This is a genomic window from Phaeobacter sp. CAU 1743 (assembly GCF_039839315.1).
GTDB lineage: Bacteria > Pseudomonadota > Alphaproteobacteria > Rhodobacterales > Rhodobacteraceae > Phycobacter > Phycobacter gallaeciensis_A.
On sequence record NZ_JBDOQR010000031.1, the window covers coordinates 1 to 19,839 of the forward strand.

Below are 19,839 nucleotides of genomic sequence, written 5' to 3' on the forward strand. Positions count from 1 at the left end.
GCGCAAGGCGGACCCAGACCTCATCTGTCAACACAAACCGCTCTTCGTTCATTCAAACCTCCATTTTGGAAGCTTGAATCAGATTTCAGCCAGCTTGGGAATCCTGAATGTCCACAGACCCTAATTTTCACAAAACTTCCGACGGACGCCCGATGAGGCGCGCCTGGCGTCTTGTTCCCGCTCACATTCAGGGTTACGCATCCCACATGACACAGACCATGACCACCCCCACCGACGACAGAGTCGCCAAGAAGAATGTTGCCATTCTCGTGATGGCGCAGGCCTTCCTCGGCGCTCAGATGCCGATGATCTTTACCATTGGCGGCCTCGCGGGGCAGTCGCTGGCCTCCAACCCTTGTTTCGCCACCTTGCCGATCTCACTGATCGTCGCCGGGTCGATGATGGCAGCAACGCCGATTTCGGCGATCATGCAGCGCTGGGGCCGCCGCGCGGGCTTCTTTACCGGAGCGCTGTTCGGAGCGCTCGGCGGCATCGTTGGCGCCTATGGTCTCTATCTCGGCTCATTCCCTGTGTTCCTGCTCGGCAGCCTTCTGACCGGCGTCTACATGAGCGCGCATGGTTTCTACCGCTTTGCCGCCGCCGATACCGCGTCCGAAGAGTTCCGTCCCAAGGCGATTTCCTATGTGATGGCGGGCGGGCTTTTGTCGGCCATCATCGGCCCACAGCTGGTCAAGGCGACCAGCCAGGCCTTTGTCATCCCCTTCTTCGGAACCTATATGGCGGTGATCGCGGTCAACGTTGTGGGTGCGGCGCTGTTTCTGTTCCTGAACATCCCGAAACCACCGGTCCCCAGCCATGACGCCCCCAAGGGCCGCAGCCGTATCGAGCTGCTGAAAACCCCGGTGATCGCGGTGGCGGTGATCTGTGCAATGGTTTCCTACGCGCTGATGAACCTCGTGATGACCTCGACCCCGCTGGCCGTGGTCGGCTGCGGCTATACCGAAGGCAACGCCGCCGATGTGGTGACCTCTCACGTGCTGGCGATGTATGTGCCCTCCTTCTTTACCGGTCACCTGATCGCGCGTTTCGGCGTGGAGAAGATCGTTGCCGCGGGTCTGGTCATTCTGGCCGGCGCGGGCGCCGTGGCGCTGCAAGGCGTCGACCTCGGAAACTTCTTTATCGCGCTTGTCCTGCTTGGTGTTGGCTGGAACTTCGGCTTTATCGGCGCGACCACCATGCTGGCGGGCGCGCATGAGCCGCACGAACGTGGCCGGATGCAGGGTCTGAACGACCTTCTGGTCTTTGGCGGTGTCACCATGGCCTCGCTCGCCTCGGGCGGTCTGATGAACTGTTCGGGCGGCTCGCCGGTGGATGGCTGGAGCGCGGTCAACATGGCGATGGCGCCCTTCCTGGTGCTGGCCGGCGGCGCGCTGGTCTGGCTCGCCCTGCGGCCCAAGCGGGTCTGACAGTTTCGTTCAGCTAAAATTCAAAAAGCCGCCCCGTGGGGCGGCTTTTTTGTGTTCGCTTGCAGAGACCCACGGGCTCAAACGCGCCTGTCTACCAGCGCCCCAGTGCGGCCCGCATCATCAGCCCGCCGCGGCGGCGGAATTCGCTGGTGCCAAGCGCGCCTGCCGCAACCCGTTCGGGCTCCCCGATCGCCTGTTTCAGGATACTCTGCGCCTGCCAGCCCGCCAGCATCGCCGGGGCCGCTGCTGTCGACACGCTGCCGCGCGCACCCCGCGCTTGCGCCAGATATTGGTATCCCTTTTCCGCCAGCTGCTGCACACCCTTGGTGGTGCCATCGAGCAAGGGCACGCGTTTTTGTTTTTCCAGCTCCGGGATTGCGCGCAGCCAGTTGGCAATGCCCATGCCACGTCCAAAGGCGCGCACGGTTTCTTCTTCCGCCTCGCCCAGCGAAGCTGCTGCCATCCATAAAAGGCTACCCGAGGTGGCATCGATATAGGTATCAAACGCCGCTTCATCCTCAAAAGGATCGCGGTAGATGTCCCAGCGCCGCGCCTCGGCCATGGGATCAATCTCTTTCGCAAGTTCGGGGCGCAGCAGCCGCCCAAGCGGGGTCGCCACATAGTGACGGCGTACCTGCTTCGCCTCTGCGATTTCGGCGCCGACATCGCGCCACCATTGCACCCGCATCTCTGCGATCATGCTTTCCTGGCTGGCCCAGGGCGCGCGGGAGAGTTCAAGATTGAAGGCATAGAGCGCGAACAGAAGCGGACGCGCTGCAACGGGCGCCGCCATGGTCGCCATGAAGCGGTCCGGATCGCCCTGCCGGACCAACTCAGCGCAGCCTTTCAGATCGTCGTCAAATTCCATTTAGGAACTCCTTCACGGCCATTGCAGTTTCCGGCGCATCGACGATGCCAAGGTGGCTGACACCCGGAATGATGCGATAGCTCCCCCGGTGCGTCACTGGCGCCATCAGTGGCTCATAGCCCTCCGCGACAAAGGCTTCGTCTTTTTCCCCTGCCATTACAAAGAATTCCGGAAGAGCCCTAATGTCCGCCAGATAGTCGCTTCGCGGTGCGTATGAGGTGTTGAGCCGATAGGAATATTCCGTCGTCGCCAGATGCCCCAGCGGTCCGTCCAGAACCTGTTTCGGCATGGCGAACTGGATCACGGTCAGGTGATTGAACCACGTGATCCCCAAGGCATTCAGAATCGAAAGCCCGATGATCCGGCGCGTCAGCGGCTGCGCCCATCCGCCCGAATTCTTGCGGGTTGTTGGGGCGTCATACTTCAGGAACGGCGCCAGAAGAACGGCGCGGTCCAGCATGCCCCCATGTTGCCCCCCGGCAAAGCGCACCACCAGCCCGCCGCCCGAGGAATGCCCGAGCAGAACAACTTTCTGCCGCGGTTGCACGCGGGCTGCGATCAGGTCCGCAAGGTCATCCTCCAGCTGGCCAATATACTCCACATCGCCGCGCCGCCCGGGGGCGGCTCCGTGCCCGCGCAGATCCGGCACCAGAACATGTCCTGCGATCTGCGGTGCAAGCGTGGCATATTGCAGCCCATTCCAGCCGGAACCATGCACCATGACCACCAGCGGCCCCGCGCCGTTGTCGAAGCTGCGCACCTGCAGCGGATAGCCATCCCGCATCGGAACGGTCTCCGGCTCTGGCATGTCCGGCCCCGCAGAGACCGCAGAGAAATCCAGCCCCTTTTCCGGCGCCGCAGGCAGCATATCTGCAGGCCTTTGCGACAGGATCAAAGCAAAGGGCAGCACCGCCGTGATGGCCAGACCGATAGCCGCCGTCCGGATCAGCGCTTCCATCATGCTTCCGGTGCGCAGTCGCGTATCAGCTTCCAGCGGATCGCATCCAGAAGCGCCTCGAAAGAGGCGTCGATGATGTTCGGGCTAACGCCCACCGTGGACCAGCGGCGGCCCTGATTGTCGGCGCTGTCGATGACCACACGCGTCACCGCTTCGGTGCCGCCCTGAGTGATGCGCACCTTGAAGTCCACCAGACGCATATCGTCGATCACCTCGGAGTAACGCCCCAGATCCTTGGCCAGCGCCTTCGCCAGCGCGTTCACCGGGCCGCGGTCGCTGCCGGTTTCATCCATGGATTCGCTGACCGACAGGCGTTTTTCGCCATCCACCTTCACGACAACGACCGCCTCGGAGAGGCTCACCATCTTGTTGTACTTGTTCTTGCGCCGCTCAACCGTGACCTTGTAGCGCTTCACCTCAAAAAACGTCGGCAGTTGCCCCAGCTCCTCGCGCGCCAGCAGCTCGAACGAGGCCTGCGCCGTATCGTAGGAGTATCCTTCATCCTCGCGCGCCTTGATCCGGTCAAGGATCCGCGCCAGCGCCGGATCGCCCTTTTCCACGTTCAGCCCGGCGTCGGTCAGCCGCTTGCGCAGGTTCGACTGGCCGGCCTGATTGGACATGGGAATGATGCGCGCGTTGCCCACCAGTTCAGGCTGGATATGTTCATAGGTCGACGGATCCTTCAGGATCGCGCTGGCGTGCAGACCCGCTTTATGCGCAAAGGCCGAGGCCCCAACATAGGGCGCCTGCTTCATCGGCACCCGGTTGAGGATATCATCCAGCATCCGGCTTTGCTGTGTGAGACCGGTCAGCGCCTCCAATGAGACGCCAGTCTCGAACTGGCTGGCATAGGGTTCCTTCAGCAGCAGCGAGGGGATCAGCGTCGTCAGATTGGCATTGCCACAGCGTTCGCCCAGCCCGTTAAGCGTGCCCTGCACCTGCCGCACGCCCGCATCCACGGCCGCCAGCGAACAGGCCACCGCGTTTTCCGTGTCGTTGTGCGTATGGATGCCAAGGCGCTCCCCGGGAATGCCTGCCGCGATCACCTCGGTCACGATGCGATAGACCTCGGCGGGCATGGTACCGCCGTTAGTGTCGCACAAAACCACCCAGCGCGCCCCCGCATCCAGGGCGGCACGGCAGGCGGCCAGCGCATACTCCGCATTATCCTTGTAGCCATCAAAGAAATGTTCGGCGTCAAACAGCGCCTCGCGTCCCTCGGCCACGATATGCGCCACCGAGGCGCCGATATTCTCAAGGTTCTCCTCCAGCGTGATGCCAAGCGCGGCCGTCACGTGGTAGTCATGCGATTTGCCCACCAGGCAGACCGTATCGGTTCCCGCGTTCATCACTGCCGCCAGAACATCGTCATTGGCAGCCGAGCGCCCTGCCCGTTTCGTCATTCCAAAGGCCGCCAGTCGCGCGCGGGTTTTCGGCGCCACCTCGAAAAAGGCACTGTCGGTCGGATTGGCGCCGGGCCAGCCGCCCTCGATGTAATCGATCCCCAGATCATCCAGCGCCTTAGCGATCTGTTGTTTTTCGGCAGTCGAGAACTGCACGCCCTGCGTCTGCTGCCCGTCGCGCAGCGTGGTGTCGTAAAGGTAGAGACGTTCTTTGCTCATTCCTGCCTCGTTGTGTTCACCGGGCGGCGCCCGGCCCGGGGTGGGCGTATAGCGCCCGCCCATGGGGCGGGTCGGGCGCTGCCCGGAGACATGCTCCGGGCGGGTCGGATCAGATCTCGTCCAGCTTGGCCGGATCAAACCCCGGCCCCGGTACCAGTTCGACGCCTGTCTTGCTCATCCGGACTTCCAGACCTGCGCCCGTATAGGCCGTTTTCAGACGATCCACTTCAGAGAAGTCCTTGCTTTCCATGGCAGTTTGACGGGCCTCGAACAACCGCGTCTCATGCGCAGACAGATCCACGTCAGGTGCCTTCACCCAGTCCGGAACATCATCGCCCAGCAATCCAAGCAGTTCCATGCTAGAGCGTAGCGCAGCCACATCTCCGGCCTGTGAATATTGGTGGCACTCCGCCAGAACGCCATGGGTGTTGATATCATCCGCGAGGAGCTCAACGACATGCGGTTCCGGCTGCATGCCGGGAAGGGCCTCTGCCGCCTGAGCGTACCAATTGCGCAAGGTCTTCTCAGCTTCCTTTGCCTTCTTCTCGGTCCAGTCCATCGGTTTGCGATAGTGGGTCGACAGGAAGACAAACCGGATCACCTCACCCGGAATGCCCTGGTCCAGCAGATCATGCACGGTGAAGAAGTTGCCGAGCGATTTCGACATCTTCTTGCCTTCGACCTGCAGCATCTCATTGTGCAGCCAGTAGTGCGCAAAAACTTCATTGCCATGCGCACAGCAGCTTTGTGCGATCTCGTTCTCATGATGCGGGAACATCAGATCGTTGCCGCCGCCGTGAATGTCGATCACATGTGGGAACTTCAATGCGTTTTCTGACAACTTCCCCTCTTCAAGGGGCCGTTTCCACAAAAGATCTTCAGCCATAGCCGAGCATTCGATATGCCAGCCGGGGCGCCCGCGTCCCCAGGGGCTCTCCCAGCCGGGCAGATCATCGCTCGACGGTTTCCACAGCACGAAATCCATCGGGTTCTTCTTGTAGGGCGCGACCTCCACCCGTGCGCCCGCGATCATGTCGTCGACGGATCGGCCCGAGAGTTTGCCGTATCCCTCGCGCCAGCTATCGACGGCAAAGAGAACATGCCCCTCGGCGGCATAGGCGTGGCCCTTGGCGATCAGATCCTCGATCATCGCGACCATCTGCGGGATAAACTGGGTCGCGCGCGGCATGTGGTTCGGCTCCAGCGCGCCAAGGGCCCCCATGTCATCCAGAAACCACTGGGTCGTCTCGGCGGTGATCTCTCCGATCGCACGACCGCTTTCGGCAGCGCGCGCGTTGATCTTGTCATCCACGTCGGTGAAATTGCGGGCATAGGTCACGTGATCCGCGCCATACACGTGCCGCAGCAGCCGATAGAGCACGTCGAACACCACGACAGGCCGTGCGTTGCCCAGATGCGCCCGATCATAGACCGTGGGACCACAGACATACATCCGCACGTTTTCCGGATCGATCGGAGTGAAGACCTCTTTCTTGCGGGTCTTCGTGTTGTGCAGTTTGATCACCGGTTGGGTCACTGTATCGGTCGTCGTCATGACAGCTCCTTTGACGGGCACGGGCGTGCAGGGCTCAAGGCCAGGCGCACGGGGGCGCAGCGCGGGCTTAGCAAGTTGTCAGTTGGAAGGGAACGACAGAAACCAGCCCGCTGTGAAATTCAGCAGGTAATGCAGCAGCTAATGGAGATAGGCGCGGCGGTTCGGGTCATGGGATGGCTGTTAGCACGCTCCGGCTCCGCCGCCAAGCATTTCGCAATGCTATGCTAGCTCTTTCTGCCCACGCTCTTGCCGACCCTCCGCAGACACGCCGCCGCCTTCAGAACCGGAACGCAGCCCGCACTGACAGGATATCGCCGTCCTGGCCCGCAAGCGCATTTGCCGAGTCGACATCATGGTGCAGAAATTCGCCGGTCATCTGCAGCACCCGGTTCACCGAGACCCGCAACCCGAGACCAAAGACCTGGCTCGGCGCCAGACCAGAGGACGCACCGTGCTGAACCTCGCCCAGCGTGACATAGCCAAGGGCATCGCCAAAATCGTATCCGGCCCGCAGATGCAGCTGCTGACTGTCCGACTGCCTGCCAAGACCAGTAATATCCAGACCGCCGCCCTGACGGACCGTGCCACCGAGGACAAGCTCACCATAGTCATGATCGAACCCAGCCTGCAGCGTGGCAGCCCCGTTTGACTGCAGCCCCGACCGAGCGACATATGCACCATTACCGCCGAATCCCGCCTGCCCCAGAGAACGTGCCACAAAGGAGGTGGACCAGTCCCCCGCCGCTGCGGGAATGGCCAGCGCAAGCCCGGTCATCGCCCCGATGACATTGGTGCTGAGATGATGAAGCTGGAAAACCCCTGACATTGTTTCGGTCCTGTTTTCGCACCCGTATCGGTACGGTATTTTACGCCAGTTATGGCGCGGCATCCCCGTGATCCAGCTTGTCAAAAATCTCTTAACACTTGGTTCCCGTATCGCGTGTGCTGTGGCCATTCCCTCGCAAAATCACCACTTCATTATAAAACCTTGAAAACACGCCACTTTCCCACCGTAAAATTTCCAGAACATTCCCCAGCCCTTGCGCGGCGTCCCCGCGCAAACCTCCATCGCCGGAGCGCGCTCGTGAAATAGATGACGTTTTTTTCACATCGGTCGCAAACACGATAGTTTTGCCTTGTCGCGCTGCCATCCTGAAACCGCGAAAGGAGGGCGCACGGATGCAGGAGGAGCAATGCTTGGTCAGTCTGGTCTGGCGCACCATCGGCGCCGCACGGGGTCTTGCCGCGCGCGGTCGGCCAAGATCGGGTTATCCGCTTAATAAAAGAAGGTAACCCTTTCTATTTACGGGATTTTCCATGACTTCTGATCCAACAATCCGCACCAATTTACGCAGCGGTGGGCGAGCGGCCCGCCGCGCCGCGCGCGCCGCGCCGCTGGACCGCGCCCTCCGCCCCATCCGCCCTGGCATGTCCGGCGGCGCCTATTCGCCCCTGTCACAGGCCGATGTGGAGAAAATCCACCACGCAGCGCTAGACGCGCTGGAGCGGATCGGCCTTGCCGACGCCCCACAAAGTGGAATTAATTACCTGACCGCTGCGGGCTGCACGCTGGGCAGCGACGGGCGCCTGCGCTTTCCCCGCGCCTTGGTCGAAGATACCCTGGCCCGCGCCAACCGATCCGTCACCCTGTTCAGCCGCGACGGACAGACCGACCTAGACCTCTCCGGCACCCGGGTGCACTACGGAACGGCGGGCGCAGCGGTACATATGGTTGACGTCGACGGCCGCGCCTATCGCGACTCCACCTTGCAGGACCTGCATGACGCCGCCCGGATCTGCGACGCGCTAGACAATATCCATTTCGTACAGCGCCCCATGGTGGCCCGGGACATCACCGACAGCCGCGAACTTGACCTAAACACCATCTACGCCTGCTGTTCGGGGACCTTCAAACACATTGGCACCTCATTCACCGACGCGAGCTTTGTCGCGCCCGCCGTGGAGATGCTGCACATGATCGCAGGTGGCGAGGAGAAATGGCGCGAACGCCCCTTTGTCTCCAATTCCAACTGCTTTGTGGTGCCGCCGATGAAATTCGCCACTGAAAGCTGTCTGGTGATGGAGGAATGCATTCGCCATGGCGTTCCTGTCCTGCTGCTGTCCGCCGGTATGGCCGGAGCCACAGCGCCATCAACCGTGGCTGGTGCCATCGTGCAGGCAGTGGCAGAATGTCTGGCAGGACTTGTTTACGTCAACGCCGTAAGCCCCGGACATCCTGCGATTTTTGGCACCTGGCCATTCGGGCTCGACCTGCGCAGCGGCGCTATGACCGGCGGATCGGGTGAACAGGCGTTGCTGACGGCGGGCTGTGCGCAGATGCACCGGTTCTACGGGCTGCCCGGCGGCGCGGCGGCGGGGATTGCGGATTCCAAACTACCGGACATGCAGGCGGGATGGGAGCAGATGTGCTCCAACGTCATGGCCGGCCTTTCCGGCCTCAACATGGTCTATGAGGCCGCCGGAATGCACGCGTCGCTCCTGGGGTTCTGCCACGAATCTCTGATCCTTGGCGATGATCTGATCGGTCAGGCGCTGCGCTGCGTGCGGGGGATCGAGGTGACAGATGAAACCCTGGCGCTGGATCAAATCGCCGAGGTTTGCCTTGGTGGCAGTGGTCACTATCTTGGAACGGCGCAAACCCTGTCACGGATGCAGGCCGACCATGTCTATCCAACCCTTGGGGATCGCACCTCCCCCAAGGAGTGGGAGGAAAAGGGGAAGCCGGATCTGTTGCACAAGGCACGGGAGCGGAAGGAGGCGATCCTGTCACGCCGAAGCCCGGCGCGCCTTCCCCCGGATCTGGACCGGGTCATAAGGGAGCGGTTCCCCATCCATTTACCCAGTTGACACAGCGCCCCTTGGACGCAAGGCAGAAGACGGGACGACTAAAGCGGCTCGTCTTATTCAATTCAAGGGCTTACTAAAGAGCCTTGATCCTTTGCCGCAGGTATTCAAGAAAACCTGAAAAGGATGTGGAGGCCGCGAATTTCTGGCGGACATAACGCAGTTCTTTCTGGCGCAGCGATTTTGAGACGCTGGCGCTGACCTGCCCCTCATGTATCCGGTTCACCACCAGAGTCTGCGGCAGGATCACCGGATCGCCAAGCGCATCCCACAGCCGTTTGTAGAGGTCTACATCCATCAGCCAGATCAGGTTTTCATCAAACCGCTGCATACGGCTGCGCCGCATTGCCAGCACCGACGGGCTTGAGACGGTGTTTTTGCCAAACTGCAGCTTCTCAGTCAGTCGCGGCACCATGGGGCGTTCAACCGACCCGCCATTGCGGCTGATACCCGAGCCACACAACAGCCAGTCGCCCCCCCCATCCATCGCTTCAACAATATCACCCAAGGCACGGCTTCCATTCAGGAAATCGTCCTGAAAAAGCACTTTGACGATATCACCGGATGCGTGATCCAGGGCATTGTTCACATTGGCCGATGCCTGCCGTGGTGCATCGTGGTTCCAGATGTGGCGTATGGTCAGACGATCCGAGAAAGCGGCGCAGACATCGGCCACCGCCGTGTCATCGGATTGGTCCGAAACGACAACCTCGAAATCGCGAAAGCTTTGCCTTGTCAGGATCTCCAGCGACTGAGCCAGATACTCTGCACCCTTGCCCCCCATGCCATAGGCCGGAATGCAGATACTTATGGCAGGCATGGCGTTTCTCCGGGGCTTGGTGGACTGCACTCTTGGCCTAGCAAAGAGCCGCGCCAAGGCCAAGCGGCAGAACGGGAAACGGATACCTCACAGGAAAAAGCCCCCTCCGATACGGAGGGGGCGAGTTTCGCCAATCAGGCTCATTAGTGTACCGCCCGCGTTTTTTTGCCTGGGCCTTCTTGGCGTCCAGGGCGAGCGCACTCGCCCCCGATCTGGTCTCAGCTGCAGCCCGAAGTGGCGCCGCAGGTGTTGCATTTCATGCAGGTGCCGTTGCGCACCAGCGTGTAGTTGCCGCATTCGCCGCAGGCCTCGCCCTCGTAGCCCTGCATCTTGGCCTTGGTGCGGGCGTCCATGCCGGTCACCGTAACCGAAGCCGTTTCCGTCACCGTTGCGCTTTCAGTCACCTCCGGCACCAGTGTTTGCAGCGCCGTCACCGGGTCAGCACCGGTGCCAAGCGGCGCGATCCCGTCCAGCACGGTCTGCCCGCCGTTCAGCACCACAAGTTCCTGCGGCAGACGCTTGCGCAAGTACCCGGTCGAGGAGATCTGTTTCAGCACCTCCAGCGAGCGGGTTGCGGCGCTTTCGCTCAGCTCGGTGACGTTGGAGACGCCCTCTTCCTCACCGCGACCGATATCATCGAATGCGGGGCCTTCGGGTTTCACATGCGCGAGGTCGGTGCGATCCAGGTAGCTAACCGCCAGTTCGCGGAAAACATAGTCGAGGATCGAGGTTGCGTTCTTGATGCTGTCGTTGCCCTGCACCATGCCCGCCGGTTCGAACTTGGTGAAGGTGAAGGCATCGACGAACTCTTCCAGCGGCACGCCGTATTGCAGGCCAACAGAGACGGCGATGGCAAAATTGTTCATCATCGCCCGGAAGCCAGCGCCTTCCTTGTGCATGTCGATGAAGATCTCGCCAAGGTTGCCGTCTTCATACTCGCCGGTGCGCAGGTAGACCTTGTGCCCGCCGACAACCGCCTTCTGGGTATAGCCTTTGCGGCGCTGGGGCATCTTGGTGCGGTGCGATTTCACCACTTCCTTGATGACCACTTTTTCGACGATCTTCTCGGCCAGGGTGACGGCCTTTTCCTGCTGGCTACCGCTTTCCAGGATCTCGGCCGCCTCATCGTCATCCTCGACCAGCGCAGCCGCCAGCGGCTGGCTCAGCTTGGACCCGTCACGATAGAGCGCGTTTGCTTTGACGCCCAAGGACCAGCTTAGCTCATAGGCCTTCTGGCAGTCTTCGATGGTGGCATCGTTGGGCATGTTGATCGTCTTGGAGATCGCGCCCGAGATAAAGCTTTGCGCCGCCGCCATCATGCGGATGTGGCTGTCAACGCTCAGGTATCGCTTGCCCTTCTTGCCGCAGGGGTTGGCGCAATCGAAGATGTGATAGTGCTCTTCCTTCAGGTGCGGCGCGTTCTCCAAGGTCATGGTCCCGCAGACGTGATCGTTGGTTGCCTCGATATCGGCCTTGGTAAAGCCCAGATGACGCAGCAGATCAAAGGTCGGGTCGTTCAGCTTGGTCGCCGGGATGCCCAGAACACCGGTGCAGAACTCTTCGCCAAGGGTCCATTGGTTGAACACGAAACGCACATCAAAGGCGCTTTCCAGCGCGGCGTCGATCTTGGCCAGCTCGTTGGGGCCAAAGCCGTGACCGGCCAGCGAGGTATGGTTGATCCCCGGCGCATTGCCGATGGTGCCGTGGCCGACGGCATAAGCAACGATTTCTTCGATCTGGGCCGAGGTATACCCGAGCCCTTCCAGCGCGGCAGGCACCGAGCGGTTGATAATCTTGAAATAGCCGCCACCGGCCAGTTTCTTGAACTTCACTAGGGCAAAGTCGGGCTCGATTCCGGTGGTGTCGCAATCCATCACAAGGCCGATGGTGCCGGTCGGGGCAATCACGGTGGCCTGCGCGTTGCGATAGCCGTGCTTCTCGCCCAGTTCCAGCGCCTCATCCCAGGCGCCCGCGGCCAGATCGGTCAGGCGCGCATCGGGGCAATTCTTCAGATCGAGCGGCACCGGCGGCACCGCCAGCCCTTCATAGCCGGTTGTCTTCCCCTGGGCGGCGGTGCGGTGGTTGCGCATCACCCGCAGCATGTGGTCGCGGTTCTTTTCAAAACCGGGGAACGGGCCCAGCTCGGAGGAGATTTCGGCCGAAGTGGCATAGGCGACGCCGGTCATGATGGCAGTGAGCGTGCCGCAGAGCGCGCGGCCTTCGTCGCTGTCATAGCCATAGCCCATGTTCATCAAGAGACCGCCGATATTGGCATATCCCAGACCCAGCGTGCGGAAGTCATAAGACCGCTGCGCAATTTCCTTGGACGGGAACTGCGCCATCATCACGCTGATTTCCAGCGTCAGGGTCCACAGGCGGCAGGCATGCATGTAGTCCTCGGCCTGGAACTCACCGTCCTTGAGAAAGGTCAGGAGGTTCAGCGAGGCCAGGTTACAGGCGGTGTCATCCAGGAACATATACTCCGAGCACGGGTTCGATCCGCGGATCTCGCCGTCTTCGGGGCATGTGTGCCAGTCATTCACTGTGTCATGGAACTGGATACCCGGATCGGCACAGGCCCATGCGGCGTGGCCGACCTTCTCCCACAGATCACGCGCCTTGACGGTCTTGGCGACGCGGCCATCGGTACGGTTGATCAGCTCCCAATCGGCGTCTTTCTCAACCGCGTGCAGGAACGCATTGGTGACGCGGATCGAGTTGTTGGAGTTTTGACCCGAAACCGAGGAATAGGCATCGCTATCCCAATCGGTATCATAGGTCGGGAATTCGATCGAGGTGTGTCCCTGCTTGGCGTAATCCAGAACCCGTTTGATATAAGTCTCCGGGATCGCGACCTTTTTCGCTTCGCGGATGGCTTTCTTCAGCCCCTCGTTCTTGCTCGGCTCATAGGCGTCTGCCTCCAGACCGTCCCATTCGCGGATCGCCGCAAAGATGCCGTTCAGCATCTGCTCGTGCATCTTCGAGCCAGCAACGATCGAGGCAACTTTCTGCTCTTCGATCACCTTCCACTGAATGAAATCCTCGATATCTGGGTGATCCGCATCGACGATGACCATCTTGGCCGCGCGGCGCGTAGTGCCACCGGATTTGATCGCGCCGGCTGCCCGGTCGCCGATCTTGAGGAAGCCCATCAGGCCCGAAGATTTGCCACCACCGGACAGAGGCTCGCCCTCGCCGCGCAGGTGGCTGAAGTTGGTGCCAGTGCCGGAGCCGTATTTGAACAGGCGCGCCTCGCGCACCCAAAGATCCATGATGCCGCCGTCATTTACCAGATCGTCGGACACGGACTGGATGAAACAGGCGTGCGGCTGCGGATGTTCATAGGCGCTGTCGGATTTGGTCAGCTTGCCGGTCTTGTAATCGACATAGTGGTGGCCCTGTGCCGGGCCGTCGATGCCATAAGCCCAGTGAAGCCCGGTGTTGAACCACTGCGGCGAATTCGGCGCCGCGCGCTGCGACGCCAGCATATAGCGCATTTCGTCGTAATAGGCGCGGGCGTCTTCCTCGGTCGAGAAATAGCCGCCTTTCCAGCCCCAGTATGCCCAGCCACCGGCAAGACGGTCAAAGACCTGTTTGGAAGAGGTTTCGCCAACAAATTCAACATCATCTCCATCGGGGACCGACCGCCACAGGAATTCTGGCACGCCCTTTTCGCGGACTTTCTTCAGGCGGGACGGAACACCGGCTTTGCGAAAGTATTTCTGGGCGATGACATCGCTGGCAACCTGGCTCCATTCAGCCGGAACTTCGATGTTTTCGAGTCGGAATACAATGGTCCCGTCAGGATTTCGAATTTCGGATGTAGCCGAGATGAAATCGAGGTCCGCATATGCGTCCTGACCAGATTTGGTGTACTTCCGTTCGATCTTCATGCTCTGCCCCTTCGCATTAGCTCTGTCCCGTCTTTTTGTTGGCCACGTCGCAGCGCAGCCTTGCCATGAAGAAACACAGAAAACAGGCGGCAACTGCTGTCAGAAGCGTGCCAGGGAGCCCTACACCGGCCCCGGTCCTTGGAATCTCTACTAGTGTTTAGTCTTGTTGCAGCGCCCAAAGAACATACAAGATTTAGTGGCGAAGCAACCGGCACCCACAATTTGGCGTAATCACGCCGTGAGGGTCAACGCAAAATTTACCACTTAGATACCATTTTTTTGGTTGACCGGTGAAATCGGAAACGCCCGTGGTTCGCTTCATCGATTCACCAACTGCACCCGCGGGCTGACCGAGCTGCCAACACCACTTCGGCAGCCTCGTATTTTTTTGCGAAACACTAATGGTTTGCCGCAAATACCTTACTCACGGCCCCTTCACCACTTCCTCGGCGACTCCACTAACACCGGCGCGCGGTCCACTTCCGAGACATGACAGCGGACTTTTCGCGCCGACCTGCCACGTTGCACGAAGCGCACAGTCTATCTGCTGAAATCCTGTGCCAAGTTAGGCAAAACCCAGCTGCAGGTGGCGCCAGTTCGCGTCACATGGTTAATAATCGGTTAACACAAGATTTGGTAGCCACAAACATTTCGGGGTCACATTTTGCGCGATTCTAACCATCGCCCCGATCACATCTAAGTGAGACCTGGGCCCCTGATCGCCCTTTCAGTGAGACTGGCTGCTTGCACGCCCGCCTTGGACTTGACCGCCAAAGGACGTCACCCTGACCGGGCCAAACCGATCAGAGCTGGGATTTTTATAAGTGGAAAGTGGTCGGGGCGGCGAGATTCGAACTCACGACCCCCTGTACCCAAAACAGGTGCGCTACCAGACTGCGCCACGCCCCGGACCGTGCGCTTTCCTAGCGGTGTGAAACGGATTTGAAAAGCCCTAACAGGGCCAAACAGACGCATTAGAAGAAAAAACTTCGTGCCGCATCTGGGTGCCCGGCCCAATGCCATATCGGCGCGCCAAACCACCATTGATTTCCAGCACCGCAAACACCCGGTCGCCGCCTGGAATGGGGGTCAGATCATGGGGAATGGCATTGGAATGCACCGACGTCACCACGCCGGTTTCATCGAGGAAAATGATATCAAGAGGGATCAGCGTGTTCTTCATCCAGAAAGCCGCCCTTTGGGGGTGCTCGTAAACAAACAGCATCCCCGCCCCGCGCGGCAGGTCCTCCCGATGCATTAGCCCCATTGAACGGCTGTCGACAGTATCGGCAATCTCAACAGAGAAGGACGCCTGCCCCCAATCGCCGCGAAGATCGACACGATCCGGGGCGCAGGTCTCCTGTGCCTGTGCAATACCTGCACCAAGGCACAGCATTATGGCGGCACCCCAGCGGACAATTCCAGAGGCGCGCACCGACATGATCTTATTCTTCTTCGGATGCGGTTTCGGAAATGGCCGCTTCCCAGGCCTGGACCTCGACCGCCATGCAGCCCCGCCGACCGCTGATCGATCGCATCGCGATGGCCTCGCCCGGCTGGAGGTCAGCAAGACCCGACTGGCGCAACACCTCGACGTGCAAGAAGACGTCATCTCCGTAGCCGAACAGGTTGGCAAAGCCAAAGCCCTTGCCCTTGTCGAACCACTTCACACGCGCCGGGCGCAACGGAAGAGTTTTCAGCTCCTCGATATCCATATCGACAAAATCGCTGAGGACCGGCGCGTCATCCCGGGCCGGAGGCACGATTGCGACAACCTCCACAGCCTGAACGCCGCGCTCCGTCGCGTGGGTCAGAACGGTTACGCTGGACCCGTCCGCCACCGAGCTCTGCCCGAAGTTACGCAGGACATTCACGTGCAACAGGATGTCGGGACCACCCTCGTCGGACACAACGAAGCCATACCCTTTGGTCGGGTCAAACCACTTCACTATGCCCTGGATTTGCCTGAGACTGCTTTGATCGTCTGCCACTTATCTCGTCCACCGCGTCGTATTTGATTTCTCGATGCTTGATGCGCGATTTTCGCATATGAGTTCAAGTTAAAAAAATTCCCCATTATCACGAAAATGCTATTTTATGCTTAACCCACTATGGGTTTAGCCGCACCACACTCCATTCGTCATCCGGCGTATTTCGGCGCCAGACAAATCGGTCATGCAGCCTGAAAGCCCCATCTGCCCAGAATTCAATTTCGCTCGGAACGATGCGAAATCCGCCCCAGAATGGCGGCCGGTCTGGGTTCGGGCCTTTCGTGGCCGTGATTTTTGCAACCTCTGCCATCAGGGCCGAACGGCTCTGCAATGGGCGCGATTGCCGCGAAGCCCACGCCCCGAGCCTGCTTTTCAGCGACCGGGAGTGGTAATACTCGTCTGCCTGCGGACCGTCTTCGCGTGTCACATGACCACGGACACGGATCTGGCGACGCAGGCTCTTCCAATGTAGCACGAAGGCGGCCTTGCCGGACTGCTCCAGCTCCTGCCCCTTGGCGCTTTCGTAGTTAGTGAAGAAGACAAAAGCGCCATCTTCGATTTCCTTGAGCAGCACCATGCGGACATTCGGCATGCCATCAGCATCCACCGTCGACAGCGCAATCGCATTCGGATCATTGAGTTCAGTCTCTTCGGCCTCCGTGAGCCATGCCCGCGCAAGTTCAAAGGGGTTATCCCCCGCAAATAATCCCGACCGCTCTGACATGGAAACCTCTTCTTAACTGTGTGCGCCAATCTATGCCGCCTTGGTTGGGCATACAAGCCAAGGTGGCTGCGGATTTATGCGTATAAATATGTGCGGCCATGCAGGCCGACATCCAAAACTGGCCGCAAAACTGACAATGCGCCTCAACCGGTACTCTCTTGATGCAGCGGCCCGAGCATATTAAAGGTCCTTCAGTTCATATTTTACAGGCGGAGAACCTGCATGCCCAGTCAACTGCTGTCCGGCAAACGTGGCCTTATCATGGGCCTGGCCAACGACAAATCCATCGCATGGGGGATCGCCAAGGCCTGCGCCGATGCCGGTGCCGAACTTGCCTTTTCTTACCAGGGTGAAGCCCTGAAAAAGCGCGTTGGCCCGCTCGCCGAACAGCTGAACAGCACCATCGTTCTGCCCTGCGATGTATCCGACGAAACCTCGATCGACGCCCTGTTTGAGAGCCTCGAAAAAGAATGGGGCAAGCTGGACTTTGTCGTGCACGCCATTGGTTTTTCTGACAAAAACGAACTACGCGGCCGCTACGTCGATACCAGCCGTGACAATTTCCAGATGACCATGGATATCTCGGTCTACTCCTTTACGGCTGTTGCCCGCCGCGCCGAGAAACTGATGTCCGAGGGCGGCTCGATGCTCACCCTGACATATTACGGTGCCGAGCAGGTTATGCCTCACTACAATGTGATGGGCGTTGCCAAGGCCGCGCTCGAAGCATCGGTCAAATATCTGGCCGAAGATCTGGGTAAAGACGGTATTCGCGTAAATGCGATTTCCGCCGGTCCGATCAAAACGCTGGCCGCCAGCGGAATTGGAGACTTCCGCTACATTATGAAATGGAACGAATATAATTCGCCGCTGCGGCGAAATGTTACAACCGAGGACGTCGGTAAATCCGCCTTGTATCTTTTGTCGGACCTCGGATCGGGCGTGACCGGGGAAAACCTGCACGTGGATGCTGGTTACCACGTTGTCGGCATGAAAGCCGTGGACGCACCCGACATCACCAAATAGGGCCACTGCCCCGCCCGGTGCCGCCGTTTTTATTATGAACCGAGCGCCGGGCGATATATCAACGACACATTCGTCAGAACAAAACTGGTTTCGTGCCCGCCTTGCCGCCCGGCACATGATACCGCCTCAGACGCTACAAACGCCGGAGCAAACCGCAAGATGACCGACCGCCTGCCACACGAAAAAGGGTTTCACATCAGCTGGGATCAGATCCACCGGGACAGCCGCGCGCTGGCCTGGCGGCTGGACGGTCAGGGACCTGACGGTGGCGCATGGCGTGCCGTGGTCGCGATCACCCGTGGCGGCATGGCCCCCGCGATGATCGCCAGCCGGGAGCTGGACATCCGCACCGTGGACACGATTTCGGTAAAATCCTATCACCATCAGGATCAGGGCGAGGCAGAGGTTCTGAAGGCCCCGGACGCCGAACTGATGCGCGATGGCGAAGGTATCCTGATCATCGATGATCTGGTGGATAGCGGCAAAACCCTTGAACTTGTGCGCCAGATGTATCCCAAGGCGCATTTTGCCACGGTTTATGCAAAGCCCAAGGGCCGCCCGATGGTGGACACCTTTATCACCGAGGTCAGCCAGGACACCTGGATTTTCTTCCCCTGGGATATGGCGCTGCAATACGTCGAGCCCTATCGCGGCAAGGACTGACGCCGCCACGCCCCGTGCGCGGGACGGACCGCAGCCAATTTTCAAAACACCATAAATGCGCGCCCCCGTTGGAGGCGCGCTTTTTCTTGAGCCTGCCGCGAGGGCGTGCCACAGATAAGGCCCGAATACGCCTGCCCAGGCAGGGCCTTGCGACAACAGGATAGACTGCATGCATATCTCCCGCACCGAAGCGACCTTTTGTTCTCCGATCGTCGAGTCCCGGCGCTGGACCGAAGGGGTTACTTTTCCGCCGTCGCGCCCCCTGATCAACGTCAGTCAGGCCGCCCCGGCAGATCCGCCGCCCACGGGCTTGCGGCAGGCCATCGCCGATGCGGCCCTGAATGAAACCGACGCGCATCTATATGGCGCCGTTTTGGGCCGCAGCGAGCTGCGTGCAGCACTGGCGGCACAGATCTCGGAGCATTATAACGGCACCGTTGGCGCAGCGCAGGTCGGTATTACCTCTGGCTGCAATCAGGCCTTTGCCGCTGCCATCGCCGCCCTTTGCGGCGAAGGGGACGAGGTGATCATCCCGGTGCCTTGGTATTTCAATCACAAAATGTGCCTCGATATGGCAGGTGTCACAGCGGTTCCGCTGCCGGTAGGTGCTGATATGATGCCGGATCCGCAGGCCGCGGCCCAGTTGATCACACCCAAGACGCGGGCCATCACGCTTGTCACCCCCAACAATCCCACTGGCGCCGAATACCCCTCGGGCCTCGTGCAGGCCTTCTTTGATCTGGCCCGCAAACATGGGCTGGCACTGATTCTGGATGAAACCTACCGCGACTTTGACAGCCGCGAAGGGGCGCCGCACGACCTGTTCCAGACGCCGAACTGGGACGAGACGCTGATCCATCTGTACTCCTTCTCCAAGGCCTATCGGCTGACCGGTCACCGGGTTGGAGCGATCGCGAGTTCTGAAGAGAAATTGTTCGAAATGGAGAAGTTTCTCGATACGATAACGATCTGCCCTGCACAGCTTGGACAGATCGGAGCGCTTTGGGGACTTGAAAACCTCCAGTCCTGGCTCGCGGGGGAACGGTTGGAGATTTTGGACCGCAAGGCGGCGATCGAAGAGGAATTCCCCCGCCTTGCCGAGAAGGGATGGAATCTGTTGGGCTGCGGTGCCTATTTCGCCTATGTGGAACACCCCTTCGAGGAAGCCTCGTCCGAGCTGGCCAAAAAGCTGGTGCAGGACGCGTCGGTCCTGATGCTGCCGGGCACGATGTTCATGCCCGAAGGCGATCCGGCAGGCAGCAAGCAATTCCGCATCGCCTTTGCCAATGTCGACCGGGCCGGGATCGTCTCCCTGTTCGACCGGCTTTGCGCGTTTCACCCCTAACGCTACGCTGCGACACCCGAAACCAACAAGCCCGGCACAAGATCTTGCTCCTGTACGGGCGGCAGCGTATGCAGAACACGAT

Annotated in this window: 15 protein-coding genes and 1 tRNA gene; 5 read left to right on the top strand and 11 right to left on the bottom strand. The window is 60.1% G+C overall.

Going from position 1 to position 19,839, the window contains the following annotated elements:
- Positions 1 to 206 precede the first annotated feature (206 nt).
- Positions 207 to 1,427, top strand: a complete 1,221-nt coding sequence (locus AAFO90_RS13110; RefSeq protein WP_274828046.1) for an MFS transporter — start codon at positions 207 to 209, stop codon at positions 1,425 to 1,427.
- A gap of 91 nt (positions 1,428 to 1,518) precedes the next feature.
- Here AAFO90_RS13110 and AAFO90_RS13115 read toward each other — a convergent pair whose 3' ends face one another.
- From AAFO90_RS13115 to AAFO90_RS13135, 5 genes are all read right to left on the bottom strand, one after another.
- Entirely contained in the window at positions 1,519 to 2,295 is a 777-nt protein-coding gene (locus AAFO90_RS13115; protein ID WP_347509675.1) for a squalene/phytoene synthase family protein, read from the bottom strand.
- The gene (locus tag AAFO90_RS13120; protein WP_347509676.1) at positions 2,285 to 3,253 is read right to left on the bottom strand and encodes an alpha/beta fold hydrolase; all 969 of its coding nucleotides are present in this window, start codon (positions 3,251 to 3,253) and stop codon (positions 2,285 to 2,287) included. The genes AAFO90_RS13115 and AAFO90_RS13120 overlap by 11 nt, the downstream gene beginning before the upstream one ends.
- A complete protein-coding gene (gene cimA, locus AAFO90_RS13125) occupies positions 3,253 to 4,875 on the bottom strand; it encodes a citramalate synthase (RefSeq protein WP_347509677.1) in 1,623 nt (540 codons plus the stop codon). The genes AAFO90_RS13120 and cimA overlap by 1 nt, the downstream gene beginning before the upstream one ends.
- A 109-nt stretch (positions 4,876 to 4,984) precedes the next feature.
- Entirely contained in the window at positions 4,985 to 6,430 is a 1,446-nt protein-coding gene (cysS, locus tag AAFO90_RS13130; RefSeq protein WP_347509678.1) for a cysteine--tRNA ligase, read from the bottom strand.
- Between the two features lie 277 nt (positions 6,431 to 6,707).
- Entirely contained in the window at positions 6,708 to 7,256 is a 549-nt protein-coding gene (locus AAFO90_RS13135; protein WP_347509679.1) for a hypothetical protein, read from the bottom strand.
- A gap of 491 nt (positions 7,257 to 7,747) precedes the next feature.
- Between AAFO90_RS13135 and AAFO90_RS13140 the strand changes: the two genes are divergently transcribed.
- The gene (locus AAFO90_RS13140) at positions 7,748 to 9,298 is read left to right on the top strand and encodes a trimethylamine methyltransferase family protein (RefSeq protein WP_347509680.1); all 1,551 of its coding nucleotides are present in this window, start codon (positions 7,748 to 7,750) and stop codon (positions 9,296 to 9,298) included.
- 73 nt (positions 9,299 to 9,371) lie between these two features.
- On the opposite strand, the gene AAFO90_RS13145 is transcribed toward AAFO90_RS13140, so the two are convergent.
- The 6 genes from AAFO90_RS13145 to pdxH all read right to left on the bottom strand — a co-directional run bounded on the left by AAFO90_RS13145 (position 9,372) and on the right by pdxH (position 16,723).
- Positions 9,372 to 10,115 carry a glycosyltransferase gene (locus tag AAFO90_RS13145; RefSeq protein WP_347509681.1) on the bottom strand — a complete coding sequence of 248 codons (744 nt, stop codon included), beginning with the start codon at positions 10,113 to 10,115 and terminating at the stop codon, positions 9,372 to 9,374.
- A 218-nt stretch (positions 10,116 to 10,333) separates the two neighbouring features.
- Positions 10,334 to 14,008: a vitamin B12-dependent ribonucleotide reductase gene (locus AAFO90_RS13150; protein WP_274828037.1), complete on the bottom strand. Its 3,675-nt coding sequence runs from the start codon at positions 14,006 to 14,008 to the stop codon at positions 10,334 to 10,336.
- Positions 14,009 to 14,840: 832 nt separating this feature from the next.
- A tRNA-Pro gene (locus AAFO90_RS13155) sits at positions 14,841 to 14,917 on the bottom strand.
- A gap of 43 nt (positions 14,918 to 14,960) precedes the next feature.
- Entirely contained in the window at positions 14,961 to 15,404 is a 444-nt protein-coding gene (locus AAFO90_RS13160; protein ID WP_274832261.1) for a DUF192 domain-containing protein, read from the bottom strand.
- A 49-nt stretch (positions 15,405 to 15,453) separates the two neighbouring features.
- Positions 15,454 to 15,999: a cold shock domain-containing protein gene (locus AAFO90_RS13165; RefSeq protein ID WP_065270167.1), complete on the bottom strand. Its 546-nt coding sequence runs from the start codon at positions 15,997 to 15,999 to the stop codon at positions 15,454 to 15,456.
- Positions 16,000 to 16,117: 118 nt separating this feature from the next.
- The gene (gene pdxH / locus AAFO90_RS13170) at positions 16,118 to 16,723 is read right to left on the bottom strand and encodes a pyridoxamine 5'-phosphate oxidase (RefSeq protein WP_347509682.1); all 606 of its coding nucleotides are present in this window, start codon (positions 16,721 to 16,723) and stop codon (positions 16,118 to 16,120) included.
- 222 nt (positions 16,724 to 16,945) lie between these two features.
- Here pdxH and fabI point away from each other — a divergent pair, with 222 nt between their 5' ends.
- The 3 genes from fabI (at position 16,946) to AAFO90_RS13185 (ending at position 19,757) form a co-directional block, all read left to right on the top strand.
- Complete coding sequence (fabI, locus tag AAFO90_RS13175) at positions 16,946 to 17,749, top strand: enoyl-ACP reductase FabI (protein WP_065270165.1); 804 nt, start codon at positions 16,946 to 16,948, stop codon at positions 17,747 to 17,749.
- Positions 17,750 to 17,908: 159 nt separating this feature from the next.
- A complete protein-coding gene (gpt, locus tag AAFO90_RS13180; RefSeq protein ID WP_347509683.1) occupies positions 17,909 to 18,412 on the top strand; it encodes a xanthine phosphoribosyltransferase in 504 nt (167 codons plus the stop codon).
- 169 nt (positions 18,413 to 18,581) lie between these two features.
- Positions 18,582 to 19,757: an aminotransferase gene (locus AAFO90_RS13185; protein ID WP_347509684.1), complete on the top strand. Its 1,176-nt coding sequence runs from the start codon at positions 18,582 to 18,584 to the stop codon at positions 19,755 to 19,757.
- The last annotated feature ends 82 nt before the right edge of the window (positions 19,758 to 19,839 follow it).

Bases quoted from the DNA above. Each gene is read 5' to 3' on its own strand.
- AAFO90_RS13120 (WP_347509676.1), bottom strand. From the start codon at position 3,253: ATGGAAGCGCTGATCCGGACGGCGGCTATCGGTCTGGCCATCACGGCG.
- AAFO90_RS13110 (WP_274828046.1), top strand. From the start codon at position 207: ATGACACAGACCATGACCACCCCCACCGACGACAGAGTCGCCAAGAAG.
- pdxH (WP_347509682.1), bottom strand. From the start codon at position 16,723: ATGTCAGAGCGGTCGGGATTATTTGCGGGGGATAACCCCTTTGAACTT.
- AAFO90_RS13140 (WP_347509680.1), top strand. From the start codon at position 7,748: ATGACTTCTGATCCAACAATCCGCACCAATTTACGCAGCGGTGGGCGA.
- AAFO90_RS13150 (WP_274828037.1), bottom strand. From the start codon at position 14,008: ATGAAGATCGAACGGAAGTACACCAAATCTGGTCAGGACGCATATGCG.
- fabI (WP_065270165.1), top strand. From the start codon at position 16,946: ATGCCCAGTCAACTGCTGTCCGGCAAACGTGGCCTTATCATGGGCCTG.
- cysS (WP_347509678.1), bottom strand. From the start codon at position 6,430: ATGACGACGACCGATACAGTGACCCAACCGGTGATCAAACTGCACAAC.
- AAFO90_RS13115 (WP_347509675.1), bottom strand. From the start codon at position 2,295: ATGGAATTTGACGACGATCTGAAAGGCTGCGCTGAGTTGGTCCGGCAG.
- AAFO90_RS13145 (WP_347509681.1), bottom strand. From the start codon at position 10,115: ATGCCTGCCATAAGTATCTGCATTCCGGCCTATGGCATGGGGGGCAAG.
- cimA (WP_347509677.1), bottom strand. From the start codon at position 4,875: ATGAGCAAAGAACGTCTCTACCTTTACGACACCACGCTGCGCGACGGG.
- AAFO90_RS13185 (WP_347509684.1), top strand. From the start codon at position 18,582: ATGCATATCTCCCGCACCGAAGCGACCTTTTGTTCTCCGATCGTCGAG.
- AAFO90_RS13160 (WP_274832261.1), bottom strand. From the start codon at position 15,404: ATGCTGTGCCTTGGTGCAGGTATTGCACAGGCACAGGAGACCTGCGCC.
- AAFO90_RS13135 (WP_347509679.1), bottom strand. From the start codon at position 7,256: ATGTCAGGGGTTTTCCAGCTTCATCATCTCAGCACCAATGTCATCGGG.
- gpt (WP_347509683.1), top strand. From the start codon at position 17,909: ATGACCGACCGCCTGCCACACGAAAAAGGGTTTCACATCAGCTGGGAT.